This window comes from Thermococcus coalescens, from assembly GCF_055392585.1.
Genome location: NZ_AP043764.1, coordinates 791,121 through 812,791, shown reverse-complemented (window position 1 = coordinate 812,791; position 21,671 = coordinate 791,121). Strand labels below are relative to the sequence as shown.

General features: G+C 55.4%; 18 protein-coding genes and 1 pseudogene. 13 read left to right on the top strand and 6 right to left on the bottom strand.

Annotation, left to right across the window (positions count from 1 at the left end):
* Positions 1-5 precede the first annotated feature (5 nt).
* From ACZ5M3_RS04615 to ACZ5M3_RS04595, 5 genes are all read left to right on the top strand, one after another.
* The gene (locus ACZ5M3_RS04615; RefSeq protein ID WP_464840483.1) at positions 6-1,397 is read left to right on the top strand and encodes an ATP synthase subunit B; all 1,392 of its coding nucleotides are present in this window, start codon (positions 6-8) and stop codon (positions 1,395-1,397) included.
* A 27-nt stretch (positions 1,398-1,424) separates the two neighbouring features.
* The gene (locus ACZ5M3_RS04610) at positions 1,425-2,078 is read left to right on the top strand and encodes a V-type ATP synthase subunit D (protein ID WP_464840482.1); all 654 of its coding nucleotides are present in this window, start codon (positions 1,425-1,427) and stop codon (positions 2,076-2,078) included.
* 47 nt (positions 2,079-2,125) lie between these two features.
* A complete protein-coding gene (locus ACZ5M3_RS04605) occupies positions 2,126-3,349 on the top strand; it encodes an alanyl-tRNA editing protein (RefSeq protein WP_464840481.1) in 1,224 nt (407 codons plus the stop codon).
* Between the two features lie 133 nt (positions 3,350-3,482).
* Positions 3,483-4,502 (top strand): ABC transporter permease subunit, encoded by a 1,020-nt coding sequence (locus ACZ5M3_RS04600; protein ID WP_464840480.1) that lies wholly within the window; start codon positions 3,483-3,485, stop codon positions 4,500-4,502.
* Entirely contained in the window at positions 4,499-5,686 is a 1,188-nt protein-coding gene (locus ACZ5M3_RS04595; RefSeq protein ID WP_464840479.1) for an ABC transporter permease, read from the top strand. Before ACZ5M3_RS04600 ends, ACZ5M3_RS04595 begins: the two co-directional genes overlap by 4 nt.
* Before the next feature lie 52 nt (positions 5,687-5,738).
* Here ACZ5M3_RS04595 and ACZ5M3_RS04590 read toward each other — a convergent pair whose 3' ends face one another.
* The 5 genes and pseudogenes from ACZ5M3_RS04590 to ACZ5M3_RS04570 form a co-directional block, all read right to left on the bottom strand.
* Positions 5,739-6,554, bottom strand: coding sequence for a 7-cyano-7-deazaguanine synthase (locus ACZ5M3_RS04590; RefSeq protein ID WP_464840478.1), 816 nt, complete (start codon positions 6,552-6,554; stop codon positions 5,739-5,741).
* A gap of 31 nt (positions 6,555-6,585) precedes the next feature.
* Complete coding sequence (locus tag ACZ5M3_RS04585) at positions 6,586-7,284, bottom strand: hypothetical protein (RefSeq protein WP_464840477.1); 699 nt, start codon at positions 7,282-7,284, stop codon at positions 6,586-6,588.
* Positions 7,285-7,622: 338 nt separating this feature from the next.
* Positions 7,623-8,519: pseudogene (locus ACZ5M3_RS04580) on the bottom strand (radical SAM protein); the annotation flags it as partial.
* A gap of 47 nt (positions 8,520-8,566) precedes the next feature.
* Positions 8,567-9,268 carry a dihydroorotate dehydrogenase electron transfer subunit gene (locus ACZ5M3_RS04575; RefSeq protein WP_464840476.1) on the bottom strand — a complete coding sequence of 234 codons (702 nt, stop codon included), beginning with the start codon at positions 9,266-9,268 and terminating at the stop codon, positions 8,567-8,569.
* Complete coding sequence (locus tag ACZ5M3_RS04570; protein ID WP_464840475.1) at positions 9,252-10,478, bottom strand: dihydroorotase; 1,227 nt, start codon at positions 10,476-10,478, stop codon at positions 9,252-9,254. The genes ACZ5M3_RS04575 and ACZ5M3_RS04570 overlap by 17 nt, the downstream gene beginning before the upstream one ends.
* 394 nt (positions 10,479-10,872) lie before the next feature.
* Between ACZ5M3_RS04570 and ACZ5M3_RS04565 the strand changes: the two genes are divergently transcribed.
* The 8 genes from ACZ5M3_RS04565 to ACZ5M3_RS04530 all read left to right on the top strand — a co-directional run bounded on the left by ACZ5M3_RS04565 (position 10,873) and on the right by ACZ5M3_RS04530 (position 20,170).
* Complete coding sequence (locus tag ACZ5M3_RS04565; RefSeq protein ID WP_464840474.1) at positions 10,873-13,314, top strand: ABC transporter substrate-binding protein; 2,442 nt, start codon at positions 10,873-10,875, stop codon at positions 13,312-13,314.
* 180 nt (positions 13,315-13,494) lie between these two features.
* Positions 13,495-14,550, top strand: a complete 1,056-nt coding sequence (locus ACZ5M3_RS04560) for an ABC transporter permease (protein WP_464840473.1) — start codon at positions 13,495-13,497, stop codon at positions 14,548-14,550.
* Positions 14,551-14,561: 11 nt separating this feature from the next.
* Positions 14,562-16,022, top strand: coding sequence for an ABC transporter permease (locus ACZ5M3_RS04555; protein ID WP_464840472.1), 1,461 nt, complete (start codon positions 14,562-14,564; stop codon positions 16,020-16,022).
* Between the two features lie 10 nt (positions 16,023-16,032).
* The gene (locus tag ACZ5M3_RS04550; RefSeq protein WP_297091104.1) at positions 16,033-16,992 is read left to right on the top strand and encodes an ABC transporter ATP-binding protein; all 960 of its coding nucleotides are present in this window, start codon (positions 16,033-16,035) and stop codon (positions 16,990-16,992) included.
* A 10-nt stretch (positions 16,993-17,002) separates the two neighbouring features.
* Positions 17,003-18,010: an ABC transporter ATP-binding protein gene (locus ACZ5M3_RS04545; protein ID WP_464840471.1), complete on the top strand. Its 1,008-nt coding sequence runs from the start codon at positions 17,003-17,005 to the stop codon at positions 18,008-18,010.
* A gap of 25 nt (positions 18,011-18,035) precedes the next feature.
* Positions 18,036-18,518 (top strand): hypothetical protein, encoded by a 483-nt coding sequence (locus tag ACZ5M3_RS04540; protein WP_464840470.1) that lies wholly within the window; start codon positions 18,036-18,038, stop codon positions 18,516-18,518.
* Positions 18,515-19,276: an NAD+ synthase gene (locus tag ACZ5M3_RS04535; protein WP_464840469.1), complete on the top strand. Its 762-nt coding sequence runs from the start codon at positions 18,515-18,517 to the stop codon at positions 19,274-19,276. The genes ACZ5M3_RS04540 and ACZ5M3_RS04535 overlap by 4 nt, the downstream gene beginning before the upstream one ends.
* 9 nt (positions 19,277-19,285) lie before the next feature.
* Positions 19,286-20,170 (top strand): EamA family transporter, encoded by an 885-nt coding sequence (locus ACZ5M3_RS04530; RefSeq protein ID WP_464840468.1) that lies wholly within the window; start codon positions 19,286-19,288, stop codon positions 20,168-20,170.
* Here ACZ5M3_RS04530 and glnA read toward each other — a convergent pair.
* On the bottom strand, positions 20,167-21,498 hold the full coding sequence (gene glnA / locus ACZ5M3_RS04525) for a type I glutamate--ammonia ligase (protein ID WP_464840467.1): 1,332 nt from the start codon (positions 21,496-21,498) through the stop codon (positions 20,167-20,169). The genes ACZ5M3_RS04530 and glnA overlap by 4 nt on opposite strands.
* Positions 21,499-21,671 lie beyond the last annotated feature (173 nt).

Here is a 21,671-nt window from a genome sequence, read left to right as displayed (position 1 = left end):
TGCCGATGCCGGGAATGGAGTACTCAACCGTTAGCAAGATTTACGGGCCGCTCATGATCGTCCAGGGCGTCAAGGGTGTGGCGTACGGCGAGGTCGTTGAGATAGAGACCGAGAGCGGCGAGAAGAGGAAGGGGCAGGTTCTTGAGGCCAGGCAGGACATGGCAATCGTCCAGGTCTTCGAGGGCACCAGGGATCTCGACATAAAGACCACCCGCGTTCGCTTCACCGGTGAGACCCTCAAGGTGCCAGTCAGCATGGACATGCTCGGCAGGGTCTTCAACGGTATCGGGAAGCCGATCGACGGAGGCCCGGATATAATCCCGGAGGACAGGCGCGACGTCCACGGTGCTCCCCTCAACCCGGTCGCGAGGGCCTACCCGAGGGACTTCATCCAGACCGGTGTGAGCGCGATAGACGGAATGAACACCCTCATCCGCGGTCAGAAGCTGCCCATATTCAGCGGTTCAGGTCTCCCCCACAACATGCTCGCGGCCCAGATAGCCAGGCAGGCGAAGGTCCTCGGCGAGGAGGAGCAGTTCGCCGTCGTCTTCGCGGCGATGGGTATCACCTACGAAGAGGCCAACTTCTTTAAGAAGAGCTTCGAGGAGACCGGTGCAATAGAGAGGGCCGTGCTCTTCCTGAACCTTGCAGACGACCCCGCCATCGAGCGCATTATCACCCCGCGTATGGCCCTCACCGTGGCTGAATACCTCGCCTATGACTACGACATGCAGGTTCTGGTTATCCTCACGGACATGACCAACTACGCCGAGGCCCTCCGTGAGATTTCAGCCGCCCGCGAGGAGGTTCCCGGAAGGCGCGGTTATCCGGGTTACATGTACACCGACCTAGCTACCATCTACGAGCGCGCAGGAAGGGTCAGGGGCAGGAAGGGTTCCATCACGCAGGTGCCAATTCTGACGATGCCCGACGATGACATCACCCACCCGATTCCCGACCTGACCGGCTACATCACCGAGGGCCAGATAGTCCTCAGCAGGGAGCTGCACAGGAAGGGCATCTACCCGCCCATCGACGTCCTCCCGTCCCTCAGCCGTCTGATGAAGGACGGTATCGGTAAGGGAATGACCAGGGAGGACCACCCGCAGCTCAGCCAGCAGCTCTACGCGGCCTACGCCGAGGGACGCTCCCTGAGAGACCTCGTGGCGGTCGTCGGTGAGGAAGCCCTCAGCGAGACCGACAGGAAGTACCTCAGGTTCGCCGACAGGTTTGAGCGCGAATTCGTCGCCCAGAGGTATGACGAGGACAGGAGCATCGAAGAGACCCTTGATCTCGGCTGGGAGCTCCTGGCGGAGCTTCCGGAGAGCGAGCTCAAGCGTGTCAGGAAGGAGTACATCCTAAAGTACCACCCCAGGTACAGGAAGAGGGAGGACTGACCTCCCTTCAACCCTTAGGTGGTCGAGATGGCAGAGCTGCTCAACGTCAAACCCACCCGTATGGAGCTCCTGAACCTCAAGAGGCGCATTAAGTTAGCCAAGAAGGGCCACAAGCTCCTGAAGGACAAGCAAGATGCACTGGTCATGGAGTTTTTCACGATATACGATGAGGCTCTGAGCCTCCGTGAGGAGCTGGGCAGGAAGATGGCAGAGGCCTTTGCGAGCCTCCAGGCGGCGGAGATAGACGTCGGAACCCTGCGCCTCAGGGAAATAGGCCTCTCAGTGAAGCCCAACAGGGAGGTCGAGATAAGACGGAGGAACGTAATGGGCGTTCCAGTTCCGCTCATCGAGGCGGAGTCCTTCAAGAGGAGCACGAACGAGCGTGGCTACGCTCTCGTCTCGAGCTCGGCCAAAGTTGACCTCGCCGCCGGGAAGTTTGAGGAAGTTCTTGACCTGGCCATCCGCCTGGCTGAGGTGGAGGAGACCCTCAAGAGGCTCGCGAAGGAAATAGAGGTCACCAAGAGGCGCGTTAATGCCCTTGAGTACATCATAATCCCGCGCATGGAGGCGACGGTGAAGTTCATCAAGCAGCGCCTCGACGAGATGGAGCGCGAGAACTTCTTCAGGCTGAAGAGGGTGAAGGCCCTTATCGAGGCCAGAAGCCAGGCGGAGGGTTCGTAAGCAACAACCCTTTTATTTCCAGCCTCCCTTTTTCTTCCGGTGGTGACATGACGGAAAGACTGTTCTATCAAAACGCCTACCTCTGGGAGGCCGGCGCGAGGATTGAGAGGGTTGAGAAGAGGGACAAGAGGGTAAGAATCCTGCTCGACAGGACTATCTTCTACCCAGAAGGCGGTGGCCAGCCTTCCGACAGGGGAATAATCGCCGGTGAGGGCTTCAGGATAACCGTCGAAAAGGTCGAGGGGAAGGAGGGTATATGGCACGCGGGGAAGCTTGAAGGACGCCTCCCCGAGCCGGGAGAACCTGTGAGGTTAATCCTCGATGCAGAGTGGCGCTACGAGAACATGCGCCAGCACACCGGTCAGCACATCCTCTCGGCGGTCTTCAAGAACCTCTACGACGCCAACACGACCGGCTTCCAGATATTCGAAGGGTACAACAAGATAGAGATAGACTATCCTGGTGAGCTTACGTGGGAAATGGTTTTCGAGGTCGAGAAAACCGCCAACAAAATCGTCTGGTCTGATCTTCCGGTCGAGGTTGAGGTCTACGAGGAGCTCCCTGAGGAGCTGAGGGCAAACCTCAGGAAGGGGCTCTCCGACAAAGTGAAGCCGCCCATAAGGATAGTCTCCATTCCGGGAGTTGACGTCATCCCCTGCGGCGGGACGCACGTGAGAAGTACCGGAGAGGTGGGCATCATAAAGGTCGTCCGCTTTTATAGAAAGAGCAGGAAGCTCTGGCGCGTCGAGTTCGTCTGCGGAAACAGGGCTTTAAGGTACTTGGACGGGCTTATAGCAGACTACTGGCGGAGTCTCGATGAGATGCCGAACAAGAACCGCCCCCTCGTCGAGCGGGTGGGGGAGCTCAAGGCCGAAATCGAAAGACTTGAGGGGGAAAAGGACGGCCTCAGGAGGGAGCTCTGGAGGTGGAAGGCCAGGGCCCTCCTGGACAACGCAGAGGAAATCAACGGGATAAAGCTGGTATCGTACGTCGAGGATGCTCCAATGAAGGACGCCCAGGCTTTTGCTGTTTACCTCGTTGACAAGAACCCCGGCACTGTTGTTCTGGTCGCCGGCGAGAACTACGTGATATTCGCCAAGAACAGGGAAGTTGCGGGCGTTTCGATGAACGAACTGCTCAGGGAAGTTCTCTCAAAGACGGGTGGTGGCGGGGGCGGTAGCGAAGTCCTCGCGAGGGGAGGGGGGTTTAAAGTGGCACCCGGGGATGTCCTAAAGGCCGCCCGCAGGGCTCTGCGTGCTTACCTTGAGTGACGTTTTTCTTTTGGCAGTCTCTCCTTTTGGGACTTGTTGCTGGGGTTTAATTAAAAGTAAAACTTTTTAAAGGTTGTCGGCAATTTTCATCGTTGTGAGTTAGAACCGTGCGTGCCTCCTTGGGGGTGTCCCTTTGTCCTTGAGGCGTATAATAATCAGATACGCGATAGTAACCCTGCTGGTAGCAGTTGTGCTTGGGTATGCCATAAAAGGTGTCGTTGAGAAGAGGGCGTACTACGAGGCGGTTGGTTTCTTCCAGTACAACCCCAACGCGGGAAAGGTAATAGCCGCGGCAGAAAGGCTGGGCATGGACCCAGTTGAGTACTACGTCAGGTACATTGCCCCGAATACCTATCCCGAGCTTGCCAAGTCCTCCCTGCGGGTGGGTTTGGAGTACATGGCCGCAACTGTACTGGACATCCTTGGGCTCTCAGGATCACAGGGCCCGCGGAGCTTTCTCTACGGCATGGTGCGCCCCACGTGGGGGCATATATACCGGACTCTCCTGTTCCTCGTTCTCGCGGATGTCTCTGTCGTTCTCCTTGCGCTCCTCCTGTCGTTTAAGGCCGTGAAAAGCGAGAGGTTCTACACGTCCCTTCAGATGGCGGCCAGGACTTTCAACGGAATCCCGGTGTGGTTCTTCGTTATCCTCTTCTTCCTGCTCATAATATACTCCCCGATACCCTCGGAGCTTGCCAACGGCCTCAAAGGCTCCGGTTGGGAGATGCTCACTTACTTTATCTTTCCCGTTCTCTCGGTGCTCCTCGTGGCATCGTGGGGCCTCGCGGAGGGCATAACCGTTGTTATGAGGGAGGAGTTCGGACAGCCGTACGTTGAAGCAAAGAGGGCCATGGGGCTGCCCGAACGCAGCGTTAAGAGGCACGTTATCAGGGCATCGATAGTGCCGGTCATGCACATCTGGCTTCAGAACTTCATTGAAATTCAAACGCTTGTTCTCGTCGTTGACTACCTCTTCAGGCTCAACGGCCTTGGGACACTGCTGGCCTCGACGCTCATCATAACTCCCGACAACGTGTTTTTCTATGCGATGACGTTTTCCTTCATCGTCACACTGCTCGTTCTCCTGAACTTTGTGGTCTCAATTGCGGTTGAGGTGTTCTCCATAATACTTGAGCCGAGGGGGACGGGATGAGGAGGAGAAAAGTGGGCGCACTGCTGCTGGCGGCGTTCTTCCTGTTCACGGCCGTTTCCTACGCCACACTCGATAAGACCAAGCTCAGAAACTGGGACAACTATCTGTTCTGGGTCAGCTATCCGAGGGGCGCCAAACCCCTGTGGCTGGGTGACTCTTCGAAGTCGGTTCATTTCAGGGGGCAGACCGAGTACATTGTAACAGGGAAGGCTCCCGTCAACATGATTTTCCAGGGAAACGGCGAGGTTTCGGTCACGATATTCCGTCCAGATGGGAAGGTCGTCCGGCTGAGTGGCGAGATAAACGGAACAACCAGCATGAACTCGAACATAGACTTCGTCCTCCAGGCGAGGCGCTTTGCCCTCCGGGTGCTTGGCCTTAGACGGGAGGACCTTGCGTTCATAACCCCCACCCAGGCGCTTTTTATGGATGAAAACCGGAATCCCCTCCCGGGAAACTACACCATTCAGGTTTACCCTTCCAGCGTCGAGGTGCAGCTGATAGGGGACACCTACGGAGTTCTCGGTACCGACTACAAGGGCAGAGACCTCTGGGTCGGCTTCGTCGGTTCGACCGTCAACACGTTGGTTCTGGCGTTTTTGACGACGGTTCTAGTTATACTGATCGGTGTTCTCCTGGGTATCGGTTCCGGCTATTACGAGAGCCGGTTAGGGGATGCCGTCTCCGTTCTGCTTGAGGCCCTGAACTCTATCCCCTACCTCCCCCTGGCGATAGTGATTATATTCGTGCTGTCTTCAACGGGCTTTTATGGAAAGCGTGAGATGGGGACGGCTGAACTGGCGGTCATACTGTCCCTGCTTCTCGTCGGCAGGTTTGCGAGTGCCGTTAGGGGCATAGTCATGCACGAGAAAGTTCAGGAGTACATAGAGTCTGCCAGGGCGCTGGGGGCGGGGGATCTGGCTATAATCCTCAGACATATTATGAAGGCTGTGATTCCGTACGTCCTTTCGTACTCCACGCTCCTCTTCGCTCAGATTATAGCCGTTGTCTCCATACTCGGCCTGTTTGGAATAATTCCCGGAGTCAACTGGGGCTCCTTTGTGGCGGAAGCGTTTACCCAGAACGCCATCTACACCCTCTGGTGGTGGCCGCTCTCCCCCTCGGTTGCAATAGTTCTGGTGAGCATAGGACTGACGCTTCTCTCGGACGATTCACTATGTTAGGAACTCTTTTTTCGTGCTCAGATCTAATGTGAATGTAGCTGAGGCCGAGGATTCATCCAAGACCTAAACGTTGCATCACAATCTTCCTCTGGAGCTCCGGAACACTGGGTTTTGACAGCTCCTTCTCCGCCTTCTCCCCCTCCATGAGACCGTATCTGACGAGCGCCGCTATCCTCCTGTGCTCGAAGCTGTGGCCGTGCTTTTCCCAGTATCTCTCAAGCGCTGGCCCGAGGACGAGGCAGTTGGTGGTATAACCCGGCAACTTTGGGAATTCGAAGGGAAGTCTCTCCAGTATCTCCAGCCTCTCCCTCTCGGTCATCATGGAGAGAAGCCTTATCTGAGTGATCCCCCCTTTCATGGGCCTGTACGGGTGGTGGCCGAAGGGGAGCTCGTGCCCGGTGATGATGTACTTATAGCCGTTTCTGAGGGCGTATTTATGCAGCTTTTTCAGGGTTCTCCTGGAACAGCGCCTGCAGGGGGAGTCCCCTTTGAGAAGAGCCTCGCGGAAAATGTCAGAGTAATCGTAGCGCAGAACCGTGAATTGAACGTCAAGTGCCCTGGCAATCCTCTCCGCGTTTTCTATGGCCTCATTCGCCATAAGCCCGTGGTCGACCATCACCGCCTCCAGTTCCGGCACTTTGTAGACCTCTTTTGCCAGATACAGTGCAACGGTGCTGTCCTTGCCGCCGGAGTAGGCAACGATTGCCCTCTCGACGTTCTTCATAAGCTCCTCAAGTTCGGCGCGGATTTTTTCCCTATTGACGGGATGCTTAAGATAAACCTGGCACTCCCTGCAGATTGGCCTGCCGTCGATTATGTCTATCTTTGCTGTCCTCTCGTCGTGGGTGCAGAGTGAGCACTTGAGCATGGTGAGAGAAAAGAGGCGGATTTTAAAAAGGTTATTTTCTCAGCCTTGGTATCCTGAACTTCAATTTTTCGGCCGTGTTTTTGGCCTTGCCTATTGTCTCGATCGTCTTTTTCTTACCCTTTCTAGTTGCGAAGAATCCGACGACTGCTATGGCATTCTGAAGGAGTATTCCCCGGTTGTTCCTTGCGATAAACCAGCCGAGGAGTGCGCCGAAGGCAAGTCCTGCGAGCCACAGGGAGAGGATGAAGGCGTTCGCGCTCATGCCGTTTGGGCGCAGGGTTACCGACAGGGTCTTGTATGCCAGGGCGAAGGCCACCACTAACACCGTCTCCAAGAGCAGGGAGAGCTTTGTGGCCGTTCCCACTGCCCCCAGAAGCCTGCTGTCCTCGGTGTACTCTTCGATGACCTTCTGGTCGTGGAGGCCGTAGACGAGGGTTCTCGCTATATTCGCCCCGCTCCTGAAGGCGAGGAAGCCGAAGATGGACGCCGCCAGACCGGTTAGGCTCCAGTCCCAGAGTTTCAGAACGGCCCATGTGCCAATGGCCAGCCAGATAAGGGTAAAAGCTCTTTCCCAGCCCTTCTTCTCGTTCTTCGGAATGTCGAGGCGGAGAACCTTTCTCCAGGTCATCCCGGCCAGGCTGCCGAAAACCCGCATGAGCATCAGGGATAGGTTGATGAAGAGAAAGGCCGTCAGAAACACGAGGGCCAGTATCTCACGTATCATCGCCATCCCCAGCTGTAAAAAGTGGGTGAGGGAATATTTAACGCTTCCCTTCTCAGCGTTCCAAAGAGGCTGTGGAGCTGTGTAGTTAGGACTATGGGTTAATCCAAGCTGCCCTTGAAATATCTGCTGTAAATCTCCCTCGCTTTCTCTTCCCCAACGCCCTTTATCAGCACCTTCCCGCTTTTAAAGACCACAACCTCAGCGTTGCCGTCTCTGAACCTGATGATGCCGTTCTTCATCGTGTATCCAACCCTGAGGGCGCTCAGAGTTGAGGCGAGCTCTTCCAGATCTAGCCCCTCGACGCTGGCCCTGAACGCCCCGTCGCAGGTTTCTTCTATCTCCGCCCGCTTCCTCTTTACTATGGGGGCAACGTCCCTCGCGACGCGCCTCGCGCCGAAGAGCGTGAGCGGGTCCATCGTCCTGTATATCGCCAGCTGGCAGCCGCTTATGCGGACGTCTATGTACCTCCCGGCCTCTCTGGCGGCGTTCAGATACTCCCTCACGCTTTCGGCCCGCTCGAAGTCGAGGCCGGTCTTCTTAAGCCTCTCGACGTTGAGTTCGTGGATTGTAAGCGGCTGGAGCATCATCTCGTCCACACCAAGCGAGGCGGCCAGCTTGGCTATCTTTGGTATATCCCCGTCATTGATGCCCGGCATGAATATCGTCCTGACGATCGAGCGGACGCTTTTGTCTGAACCGACTATTCTAAGCGCGTTCACGACGTTTTCAAAGGTGTCGGCGTTGGTTATCATCAGGTGCTTCTCCCTGCTTGCCGCGTCGAGGCTTACCATCACCAGGTCAAAGTCGAGCTTGCCCCACAGCTCCTCGGTCAGGAGGGAGCCGTTCGTCTGGAGGTCGAGCCTCGCCCCCGGGAACCTTTCCCTGAGCATCCTGTTGACCTCGACTATGCGCGGGCTCATGAGGGGCTCCCCGTACTGTGACACAGTTATCGCGTAAGGCCTGTCCCAGCCGTAGTAGCCGGGCTTCGGGGCCTTCCCGAGCTTGACCGCGACGTTCGAGTAGCAGAATATGCAGTCGTGGTTGCATGCTGGAGTCAGCTCGTAGCTCGGGTGGTGGACGGGGTTGGGGTTGCTCAGATCCAGCCCCTGACAGCCTTGACAGTGAGTGGGGAACTTTAAATCCATCACGAACTTCTTTAACAGTCTCGCCTCTCTGTTCTCAAGGATCTGGGGCTCGACACCCATGCTCCTCGCGAACTCCTCCCAGCTCATCCTCTTCATTCTCTCACCGGCCGAAACGGAGAAAAGGGGTTTAAAAAGCTCACTGGTCAGAGCAGTCCCCTCAGCTGGAGGCCGTCGAAGACCGGCCCATCCCTGCAGACGAGGTACTTCCCGAGGTTGCAGCTCCCGCAGACGCCTATACCGCACTTCATGTAGCGCTCCGCGGAAATCTGAACCTTTTTGTAGTCCATAACCCGAAGGACTGCCTTCAGCATCGGCTCCGGGCCGCAGGCGTACACCCCGTCAAATTCGCCCTTTCTTTCGGCGAGAACCTCCGTGGGAAAGCCCTTTCTTCCGGCCGAGCCGTCATCTGTCGTGATAACAACCTCGTCCACGTAGTTCTCGATGTCCATCAGTGCCAGCTCGTCCTTTGAGCGGGCGCCGTATATCAGCGTGACGTGCTTGAATCTCCCTCTATTTTGCCTTGCGAATGCGTACAGCGGTGGAATCCCTACTCCCCCGCCAACGAGGGCCACCCTCTTCCCTTCAGGCTCGAAGCCCCTGCCGTAGGGGCCGCGAATCCAGATGTGGCCCCCCTCCTCAAGCTCGAAGAGCCTCGACGTAAAGGGGCCAACGCGCTTGACCACTATGAGGTCTTTCCAGGCCAGGCTGAAGGGCTTTTCCCCGACGCCGGGAAGCCAGGCCATGATGAACTGGCCTGCGGTGAATTTTAGCCTCCTATCGAAGCGGAAGGCTTTAACGTTCTTAGCAACTTCCCATACTTCCCTGAGCTCAACCCTCTCCAGCATTTATCCTAACCCCCCGGGGCTTTCCGATTACCTCGTCCTCTTCCATAACTATTTCGCCGCGCAGAACCGTCATCACGACCTTCCCCCTGAGTTTTCGCCCCTCCCACGGGCTCCACTTGGCCTTCGTGTAGAACTCCTCCGGTTTGACAACCCACTCCCTCTTGAGGTCGACGATGGTAAAGTCCGCGTCCTTGCCGACCTCCAGCCCTTTGTTCCTTATTCCAAATATCCTAATTGGATTCCCGTGCATCTTTTCCACTATGTCCCGGAGCTCCAGCATGCCCCTGTTTACGGCATCGAGAAGGAGTGCTACCTCTGTCTCAAGACCGGGTATTCCGGCTGAGCCGTTTTCCTTGTCCTCAAGCGTGTGGGGCGCGTGGTCGCTCGCGATTAGCGGGATCCGCGAAAAGTTCTCCCAGAGCGCCCTCCTGTCGCCCTCGCTCCTCAGGGGGGGATACACCTTGAGGAGCGGGTTTCTCTCGTAGTCCTTCTGTGTGAGGAAGAGGTGGTGGGGCGTTACCTCAAAGCTCACCCACGGCAGGCCGGCTTCAAGTATCACCTTTATCCCCTCGGCCGTTGAGACATGGCAGACGTTGAGGGGCTTTTTCAGCCTCTTCGTGGCGTTGAGAGCCCTTTTTATGGCTCTCACCTCGGCCTCCGGCGGTCGCTCCGGCTTCCGCTGGATTACCTCGGGGTCTTCCGCGTGGACGCTCACAACGCCCGGGGCGCAGGAGTAGTCCTCCTCGAAGTCCCCCGAAAAGATGCCGCCCGTCGAGGCTCCCATGAATATCTTGTAGAAGTCTGCCTTAACACTCTTTGCCTCGCCACAGTTGCCGTTCAGGAGAAAACTTAGCGCATAGTCCGTATATGCCCTGCCCCGGAACGCTTCTTCCCTCCTCCTGAATGTCTGTGAGTCGAGTACCGGCGGGTCGGTGTTCGGCATGTCAAAAACCGTCGTTATGCCTCCGTGGAGCGCCGCCATGGTGCCGGTTCGGATGGTCTCTTTAGAACGCTGCCGGAAGTCCCTGAGATGGACGTGGACATCCATGAGACCCGGAAGAATAACCCCTCCGCTTTCAATCTTAATCGTTTCTTCTCCCTTTAATTCGCCGATAGATATTCGGGAAATTTTGCCGTCAAGAACCCCTATGCTCCCGTCTATCAGTTTCCTACCCTTTAAGAATTTCCCTTTCAGGACAAGGTCGTACATAGCGCCCGCACTGGAGTGGATGCTACTCCATTTTAAGTTTTTTGCATACAATTCCTCAACTTGAAGCAAAAAAGTGGATGCTAACGATTTTTACGGCTTTCCTCAACTATCTACGGTCTTCTTAACTCATTAGATGGTTTTTTTCAGTTTGTTTTTCGAATTTAAGCATCGTTGACAACGCAAAATATTATTGAAAGATAAATAGGTGTCATGAAATCTTTCGGAGTCTGTAGGGAGCTTTTTTAAAGCCACTACTTTTACAAGAACGTAACCCTTAAATAGGCTTTCAATGTATATCTTCATGCCATTATACACCATATGTGGCAACATTGCCAAAAAGTGAAGGAGGCAGTGGAGTATGAAGAAGGCTTTGGGATTGTTTATTATGGGCTTGATGTTGTTTAGTATTTTTGCCGTCCATGCAGTCAGCGCGGCTGACTACACCCCCAAGGACATACCCCTGAACAGCGACGAGGCCAAGGCCCGCTTCAAGGCCGACCTCCAGTGGTACCTCAAGTACGGCCACTTCGTTATCAGCAACGGTCCGTACATGCTCGTCATGTACTCCCCGGAGAACCTCTACCTCAAGCTTGAGAAGTTCACCGGCCCGAGGAAGATCTACACCGACACCCTCCCGAAGGACGGCTATGCCGATGTTATCGAGTACCAGGGTGTCCAGAACCCTGAGAACGTTATCCTCCAGATCGCCAAGGGTGAGTACGACCTTGGTATGTTCTCCTTCCCGGCTGGAAAGTACCAGGGTCTTGGTGAGGACGTTCTTGCCAACCTCAACCTGTACAAGAGTGCCAGCTCCTACAACGAGCTGACCTTCAACACTTACCACGACCCGGACAAGGACGCCCCGATCGTCACCGTCGGTGACCAGGTCTACTTCAACCCCTTCGCCATCCGGGAAGTTAGGTTTGCCATGAACTGGCTCATCAGCAGGGACTACATCGTTCAGAACATCTACCAGGGTAGCGGTGCTCCGATGCTTGGCTGCATCAGGCCGAGCCACCCGGCCGACAAGTACTTCGAGCCGGTCTACAAGGCCCTCGGCCTCAGCGGTGCTGGCAACGAGGAGCTCGCCCTTAAGATCATAGCCGGCGCCATGGACAAGGCTGCCCAGGAGGTTGCTAAGTACGGCCACACCCTTGAGAAGAAGAACGGAATGTGGTACTTCGATGGCCAGCCGGTTACCGTCAAGTTCATCATCCGTATCGAGGACGAGAGGAAGGACATCGGTCTCTACGTTGCCGACCTCCTTGAGAAGAAGGTTGGCTTCAAGGTTGACAGGCTCCTTTGGGACAGGCAGAAGGCCGGTCAGGTCGTCTTCGCCAAGCCGCCGAGCAACTACGAGTGGAACATCTACACCGGCGGATGGGGTACCAGCGGTATTCCGAGCGTCTGGATCGACGACTACACTGCCTGGTTCTACGCCGCCTGGTACGGATACGTTCCGGGTGCCGTTGAGCCCAAGCACGTCAACACCGTCACCGTTGAGGAGGCCCTTAAGTACCTCGGCAACGGAGACGTCAGCGCTGGACTCCAGAAGATAGGTGCCGAGTACTACAAGAGCGCCGACAGCCTCGGCCCGATGCTCAAGTGGACCGAGGAGGAGCTTACCTACCTGCTGACCTACTTCGAGATCAGCAAGGAGAAGGCTCAGAACACCCCGCACCTCAACCCCGACCTTGTTCCTGAACAGCCGATCAAGATCACCACCAAGGAGCAGTACTGGGACCTCCAGAAGATAAGCATGCTCATAGGTATCCTTGAGAGCGAGAGGGTCTTCCTCATCGAGACCTGGGAGTTCTACCCGGCCAACAAGCAGAGGGTTGTTAAGATCACCCCGGAGGCCAGCACCGGTATCGGCCAGCGCTGGAGCATCATGACCGCTGAGACCCCGGACAAGCACCTCAAGATCGCCCAGTTCGCCTCAACCGGTGCCATGTTCATGAGCGCCTTCAACCCGGTCGGTGGTCTGAGTGACGTTTACAGCGTCCGTGTCTGGAACCTCATCAGGGACTACGGTGCGACCACCAACTTCGACGGTATCGTCACCCCGTACAGGTGCAAGTGGAACCTTGAGCGCGGTGAGTTCACCGTTCCGGACGATGCGGTCATCTACAACCAGACCCAGGGCTGGATCCCCAAGAACGCTGGCAAGACCGCTAAGGTCAAGGTTACCGTCACCTGTGACTTCGGCGAGTGGCACAACGGCGTTAAGGGCAACATCGACGACCTCAAGTACTACATCGCGTTCCTCTACACCTGGGCCTACAAGGACGGTGCCGACGACCCGTACTACGATGAGAGCCTCGGTGGAACCGCCGGAACCCTCGCCAGCATCCTTGGCTGGCAGTGGACCAACGACGGCTACGTCGTCTACGGTACCTACGAGCACCCGCTCGCCGACGACATGACGGCAGGATTCTACGTGTTCTACCCGACCCTCCCGTGGGAGCTCTACTGGGCCATGGGCGAGCTCGTAGCCAGGAGCAAGGACTACGGCATTGACAAGACCTACTCCTTCAGCAGCGGTGCTGAGGGTGTCCTCTGGCTCGACCTCCTCACCAAGGAGCACGTCGACGACCTCGCCAAGGTCATGCTGAAGATCTCAGGCCTCACCTGGGACGATATAACCAAGACCACCACGACCACCCAGCCGCCCACTACCAGCAGCCCGAGCGAGACCACCAGCAGCCCGAGCCCGAGCGAGACCACGACCACCGCGACACCGGCAGGCGGAGGCAACACGACCACCTACGTCGTTGTCGGCCTGGTGATAATCATCATCGCCGCGGCCGCCTGGTACTTCACCAAGAAGAAGTGAAGTAGTTTCGTTCTTTCCCCTCTTTTTTGAAATTTTGCCCCCAATCCGGGTATCCCTGGTGGAGTTCTGCGGTGCACTTCTATGAAAATGTGCACATCTATGCAGTAAGATATATAAAGTCAGTTTTACAATGCTGAAAAAGATACATTAAACACGAGCAACCTACGTGGGGGTGGAAAAATGGGGTATCTAAAGTACCTGGTGTTTAGGATTCTAAACGCCATTCTCGTCCTGTTGATAGTGACCTTTATTATCTCGGCGCTGTTCGTTAAGGTTGCCGAGCAGAGCAACAGATCCAAGATGTACGAGGAATTGATGCTGTGGGAAAGAACTGAGGGTGCTAAAATCAAGCAGAGTCAGGGTTTGGAGGCCTTTGAACAGGCCAAGGCTGCAAAGCAGGCATCTCTCGAAGAGAAATATGAACTGAACATCCCCTACTGGCAGAAAGTTTACAATAAGGCTTTGCGTACATTGCGGTTGGACTTCGGAACGACGAGCATGCCTATTTTCGGTACAAACAACGTCGCCGATATCATCAAGGTCGCAGTTCCCAGGAGCATCCTGCTTTTCACGACGGCTACGATAATAGTCATCATATTGGGTATCTTCCTTGGCGTCAGGGCTGCGAGGCACGCGGGCAGTGTCTTCGACAGGGGTCTCTCCATCTTCGCACTGCTCACCTACAGTCTGCCGATGTGGTGGACTGGAATGATGTTCCTCCTGATATTCGCATTCAAGCTCGGCTGGTTCCCGCTCAGCTCAATGTTTGACCCGCAGCTCACCGGATTGGAGCACGTCAAGGATGTCCTTTGGAAGCTCGCCCTCCCGGTGTTCACCTACGTCTTCGTCGTCTTCGGTGGCTGGGCGTGGACGACCAGGAACATCATGATAGGAACCCTCCAGGAGGACTTCATCATGGCAGCGAGGGCTAAGGGTGTCCCCGAGCACAAGATCATCTACGGTCACGCTCTCCGTGCCGCCGCTCCGCCGATAGTTACTATGATCATCTTCGCCCTCCTTGGATCACTCGGTGGTGCAATCATCAGTGAGCTCGTCTTTAACTACCCGGGAATGGGCAGGCTCTACTGGGTTGCCCTCCAGCAGAACGAGACCAACCTCCTCATAGGACTGACGTACTTCTTCACGGTGCTCTACCTGAGCGGAGTCGTCCTTGCCGACATGATCTACGGATTCCTCGACCCGCGTGTCAAGGTCGGTGCTTCCGCCAAGATGTGAGGTGATTCACGATGAGATGGGTCGACGTCAAAGAAGGCTTTAAGGAATTCCTTGAGGAATTCAAGAGGGAGAAGACCGGCATAGCCGGTGTCATTCTCCTCGTCATCCTTGTACTGGTTGCACTTACCGCACCATACACAACCATGCCAGACCTCCCGCAGAAGTGGAGGAGCTCCGCATACTGGGAGGACAATCCCAAGAACGTTCCTCCGACCTGGTACAACATGTTTACCTCCCAGAAACTTGTCCCCCAGGAGGTCTACTACTTCAACGACCTCAAGATTACCCACCCGAGCGATACCACAACCATAGTTGAAGCGGACTACACCTTCCCGGACGGCTATCATCTCGGACCGCAGGGTATCATAATAAGGGGCCTGAACGTGACGCTTAATTCGCCGTCCCAGACTCCGGTCATAAACGTTTACCTCCTCAGGCCCGACGGAAAGACCGTGCCGCTCCTCACCAACAAGCCCCTCAGTTCGAGCACCACCATCTCCGTTGGAAGGGACAGCACGATCTCATCCAACATCTACATATGGCTCGTCAACGTCACCGAGGGCAGAGAAATAACGATGTTTGAGGTGCCGCTTCAGACGATACTCATCAGCGACATGGTTGCTCCGCTGTTTGCAAGGGTCGAGCCGGGAATGAACGTAACCCAGATTATCCAGAGCCCACAGCCGCTCTACGGTGACTACAAACTCATCCTCAAGATTGACAACCCCGCCCCCAAGGACAACCAGGTCACCTACGACAACATTAAGGTTGTGTTCCTCGGAAGGAGCTACGGAACCATGGGTACTGACTATCTGGGCAGGGACCTTTGGGCCGGTATCATCTGGGGCAGCAGGGTTTCACTGACCATTGGTATACTCGTCTCAGTTCTGAGCACTGTCATAGGTCTCGTGTATGGAGTTACCAGTGCGTACCTCGGTGGAAACGCCGACGAGTTCATGATGCGTATCAACGAGATATTCGCCTCAATCCCGAGCCTGCCGATACTTATCCTCATTGGAGCCACGATGGGACACATAACCCTAATGTTCATAGTGCTGCTGTTGGTCATCTTCGGATGGATGGGAATAGCGAGGATTTCGAGAAGTATGGCGCTCCAGATCAAGGAGCAGACGTACATCGAGGCCGCCAGGGCCCTCGGTGCCGGTAACGGCAGGATAATCTTCAAGCACATCCTGCCCCAGCTGCTTCCGTATGCCTTTGCGGTTATAGCCCTCAGCGTTCCGGGTGCGGTTATCGCCGAGGCTTCGCTGAGCTTCCTTGGCATCGGTGATCCGACAGCCGTTACGTGGGGCCAGATACTCAACGCGGCTCAGGCACAGGCAGCGACGACCAAGGGATACTGGTGGTGGGTTCTCCCGCCCGGGCTTGGAATCGCTGTCGTCGGCCTTACCTTCGTCCTCATAGGTACGGCCCTCGATAAGATACTCAACCCGAGGCTCAGGAGGCTGTGAGGTGGTATAAATGGCTAGGAACGTACTCGAAGTTAAAGACCTCAAGATGTATTACTTCACCAGCAAGGGTGTCGTCAAGGCCGTCGACAACATCACCTTCAACCTCAGGAAGGGTGAAGTGCTGGGACTTGCCGGTGAGAGTGGATGCGGCAAGTCCTCCCTTGGTTTTACCCTTATGGGAATGCCGACTCCCCCGGGTAAGATAGTCAGCGGCAGTGTGAAGATCGACGGAAGAGAGATAGTCGGCCTTCCGGAGGACGTCCTTAGAAAGGAGATTCGCTGGCAGAAGATATCCATGATATTCCAGGGAGCAATGAACGCCCTGAACCCCGTCTACACCGTCGGTACCCAGATGACCGAACCGCTGATACTCCACAAGGGCATGAGCAAGGATGAAGCCCTCGACAGGGCCCAGAAGTACCTTGAGCTCGTTGGTCTCGACCCCGAGATAGTCTACCGCTATCCACACGAGCTTTCAGGTGGTATGAAGCAGCGTGTCATCATAGCAACGGCGCTCCTCCTTGAGCCCGACGTCGTCATCGCCGACGAGCCAACAACGGCTCTCGACGTTGTTGTTCAGGCCCAGATCATCAACCTCATGAAGAAGCTGAAGAAAGAGCTCGGTCTCTCAATGATATTCATCACCCATGACCTCAGCATCCTCGCCGAGATCAGCGACAGGGTCGCCATAATGTACGCGGGTAAGATCGTTGAGATAGGAGACAGCGAAAAGGTCTACTACGAGCCGGCCCACCCGTACACCCAGAAGCTCCTTGCGGCAATACCGAGGCTGCATGAGGACGTCGAGAAGCTGGAGTTCATCCCAGGACAGCCGCCGAACCTCATTACACCGCCGAAGGGATGCCGCTTCCACCCGAGGTGCCCGTACGCAATGCAGGTTTGTAAGGAGCAGGAACCCGAGCTGAAGGAAGTTGATAAGGACCACTATGCCGCATGCTGGCTGCTGTGAGGTGTGAGAGATGGCGGAGCCAATACTCAAGGTTGAAAACCTCAAGAAGTACTTCCCGATCAAGAGGGGCCTCATTGACACGATCAAGGGTGCTCCCCAGAAGAAGGTTCATGCGGTGGACGGCATTAGCTTTGAGATATACAAGCAGCAGGTCTTTGCCCTCGTCGGTGAGAGCGGCTGTGGTAAGTCCACCACCGGAAAGCTGATCGTCAAGCTCCTTGAGCCTACGGACGGCAGGATATACCTAGAGGGCAAGGATGTGACCGACGTCAGGACTAAAGAGGAGATACTTGACTACAGAAGACACGTGCAGATGATCTTCCAGGATCCGTTCAGTTCGATGAACCCGAGGTTCAGGATATTCGACATCCTGGAGGAGCCGCTCCTCATACACGGCATCGGTGAAACCAAGGCCGAGCGTGAGGAGCTCATCTACAAGGCGCTTGAGATGGTCAAGATAACACCGCCCGAGGACTACGTCGGCAGGTTCCCGCACATGCTGTCCGGCGGTCAGAGGCAGCGTGTGGCAATAGCCCGTGCGCTGATACTCAATCCGACCTTCATTGTCGCCGACGAGCCGGTTTCGATGCTCGACGTTTCAATCCGTGCGGAGATCCTCGAGCTGATGAAGGAGCTCAAGGAGAAGATGGGCGTCACCTACCTCTACATCACCCACGACATGTCCACCGCGAGGTACTTCGCCGACTGGATGGCGGTCATGTACCTCGGAAGGATAGTCGAGATGGGCCCGGTCGAGAAGGTCATCGACAACCCGCTCCACCCGTACACCAGGGCTCTCTTAGCGGCCGTTCCGGAGCCCAAGCCGGAGCGCAGGAACGTAATCAAGGAGCTGCCCATCAGGGGTGAGGTGCCCAACGCTGTCGACATACCGCCGGGATGCCGCTTCCACCCGAGGTGTATCTACGCCCAGAAGGGACTCTGCGACACCAAGCACCCGCAGCTCGTCGAGTACGAGCACAACCACTGGGCCGAGTGCCACCTCGTTGGCAAGTACTGACCTCTCCCTTTTCTTTCTATAGGTGATGGAGATGGGAACGCTCAGGGACGCGATGGGTTATCCTCTTCTGAAGGTCGGGCTGACAATGCTCATTCTGGCATTGCTGATATCTGTTGCCGGTTTCTACCGTGTTAGCAAATCCTACTCCGCCAGCGGGACGCTTGGGGAGGGCATGCACTACCTGGGAGACGATAAGTTTGAAACCGAATACCTCTACCACAACAGAACCCTGATTCTCTCATCATCCGATGCAAACCTCTCGCTTATCCAGGGAACCAAGATGACGAACTACACCCTCGTTAACCGTGAGATAACACTCCATCCCGGGGAGAGACCGGTGATATATGTTTTTAACGGAAGCGTGAATTATACCTATAGGGCGACTGCCGTCGATTACCCCTACGCGGTCTACTCGGTCTTCGCTTTCGTGCTGATGCTGGTGGGGGTTGTTATGGCTTTCATGGGCTACTCCCAGTTCCTGAGGGACGTGAAGGAGGGTAAGAAATGAGGGAGCTTGATTATGGTGCCGCCATCGATAGGATAACCGGGTTCATCCGTGAGAAGGTCGGGGAGGCTGGTGTAGGCGGTGTTGTCGTTGGGGTAAGCGGGGGCATAGACAGCGCTACGGTTGCATACCTCGCCGTGAGGGCGCTTGGGAAGGATAAGGTTCTCGGCCTGATAATGCCGTACTATGAAAACGGCGACGTCGAAGATGCCAAGCTCGTCTGCGAGAGCCTGGGAATCGAGTACAAGATGGTCAGCATAAAGCCCATTGTGGATGAGTTCGAGAGGGCAGTCGGTGAACTTGACGTTAAGAGTAGGGGTAACGTAATGGCGAGAACCCGGATGGTCCTGTTGTACGCTCACGCCAATGCTATGAATCGCCTCGTTCTTGGAACCAGCAACAGGAGCGAGGTCCTTACTGGGTACTTCACCAAGTGGGGGGACGGTGCCAGTGACTACGCCCCGCTCATAAACCTCTACAAGACCGAGGTCTGGGAGATAGCAAAGCTCCTTGGAGTTCCGGAGAGGATAATCAAAAAGAAGCCTACAGCCGGGCTGTGGGAAGGCCAGACCGACGAGGACGAGCTCGGAATAAGCTACCGCCTCCTCGATGAGATACTCTGGCGCATGGTTGATCTGGGGAAGGAAAAGGCTGAAATTGCGGAGGAGCTTAAAATACCTCTGGAGAGGGTCGAATACGTTGAGAAGCTGGTAAAGGGCAGCGAACACAAAAGACGCCTTCCAGTTGGCCCTATTTTTTGAGGTGAGTCCATGAAACGCGGCTATATCTTCGTTTTTTTAGCCGCCTCCATGTGGGGCACTCTCGGCATATTCGCCAAGTACCTCGACGGCTTTGGGTTAACACCTTTTACGATGGTGTTCTACAGGGTTTTTTTCGCCATAGCCCTTCTGGCCGTGTATCTCCGACTGAGGGGCATAGGTTTTTCCCTTGAGCGCTCCCGCCTTAAGTTCTACGCGCTCTACGGCTTCTTCAGCATCTTCCTCTTTTACACCCTCTACTTCTACACGGTAACGATATCGTCGGTTTCATTTGCCGTTCTGCTCCTCTACACCGCTCCGGTATATTCAATAATCCTGGGGAGACTGGTCTTCAACGAGCCGTTGGTGAGGGAGAAGGTCGCCGCCCTTGGGATGGTGATGCTTGGTGTTCTTCTCGTGAACTGGGGGGATGTCCAGTTTTCCACAAAAGCCCTGATCTTCGGGCTTCTGACTGGTCTGACCTACGCCCTTTACGGTGTTCTGGCGAAGTTCGCCGTTAGGGACGATGAACCCGAGAAGGCGCTCTTCTACACTCTGTTCTTTGGTATGCTTTATCTTCTGCCCTTCTCGGACTTCTCGGTGCCCTCCGGTGCGGTTCCGTATCTCTTTGCCCTGGCCTTCTTCCCGACCTTCCTGGGGTACATACTCTACAATCACGCCCTGAGGGAGGTTGAGGTGAGCAGGGCCAGCATAGTTGCCACGATTGAACCTGTCGTGGCGATAACACTGGCGTTCCTTCTATTTGGTGAGACCCTCACCTTTGAACAGCTGGTCGGGGCGGCGCTCGTAATTGGGGGCTCGACCCTGGTACACCTAAGGGAGAAAGAAAAGCCCGGAGAGTCCATTGTTGAAGAAGTGCTTGAAGAGGTTCATTAGACATGGAAGTACCTTTCCAGCTCCCATTCAGTTACCTCTTTGGTATCCTCTGGGAGACCTTTGGCTCCCAGGTACTCGAGATACCTCTCCCACTCAAGCTCCTTGTATGCCAGGAAGTTCCTGTACGCACCTCCTAAGGCTCCCCTGACAACCTTATCCCTCTTCAGCTCTTCGAGGGCCTCGCCAAGGCTTTCTGGCAGTGTGTCTATGCCCATGCTTTCCCTTTTGGAGTCATCCATCTCGTAGACGTTTTCCTCCACGTACGCCTCGGGTTCGATTTTTCTCTTTATCCCGTCAAGCCCGGCCATCAGTATCGCCGCAAACGCCAGATACGGGTTGGCGCTTGGGTCGGGACAGCGGTACTCTATCCTCGCGCCGTTGCCCCAGAAGGCCGGAACCCTTATCAGCGCACTCCTGTTTCTGTAGCCCCAGCTGATGTATACCGGGGCCTCGTATCCCGGAACCAAGCGCTTGTAGCTGTTCACAGTGGGGTTGGTTACGGCTGTCAGCGCCTTTGCATGGTCGAGTATGCCTCCAAGGAAGTGAAGCGCCGTCTCGCTGAGTTCCTCCTCACCAATGAACGCGTTCTCCCCGTCCTTCCAGAGGCTTATGTGGAGGTGCATCCCGTTTCCTGGAAAGCCGTAGATGGGCTTTGGCATGAACGTGGCGTAAAGCCCGTGCATCTCGGAAACAGCCTTCACGATGTACTTGAAGCTGACTATGTTGTCGGCGGTTCTGAGGGCCTCATCATAACGAAAGTCTATCTCGTGCTGTGCCTTTCCGACCTCGTGGTGGAGAACCTCTGGGACGAGTCCAAGGGAGGGCATGTGGAGGGCTATCTCCCTGCGTATTCCCCTGGCCTTGTCGAGGGTCACGAGGTCAAAATAACCGCCGCTGTCGGGTATTTGAAGCTCCCAGGAACCGTTCTTCTTGAAGAGGTAGAACTCCGGTTCTGGCCCTATATACGCCCTGAATCCTGCCTTTTCGAGTTCTTTAAGGGCATCCCTTAAGACACCACGGGGGTCGGCTGGGTAGGACTTTCTGCCCTTGTATATGTATCCGTAGACCCTTGAGATGCCTTCCCACGGGATCTCCGCGTAGGTCGATGGATCCGCTTTAAAAATCAAATCGCTATCTTCTATTCCTTCGAATCCCGGAATCGAGGAGCCATCAAAGGTTATGCCGTCTTCTATTGCCTCGTCGTATCTCCCTATGGGGATCTCCATACCTTTTGGAACCCCGTTCATGTCAACAAAGATAAGCTGGATGAATCTCACCCTCCCGGATTCGAGGGCCTCTACCTTTCCAGACGTGCTCAAGATGTTCATATTTATCACCCTTTATTGTCCTAATGTTCAGTATTAATGCCATTCTATTGAACGATTATTCCAATAAAAGCCTTTTCACTGAATTTTTGTCATTGTGACGATGATGCTGTCTGAACTCCCGCTGGTTGACAAAAGAATGTCATTTTTGCCGTCTATCTTTTCTGATTTTAACA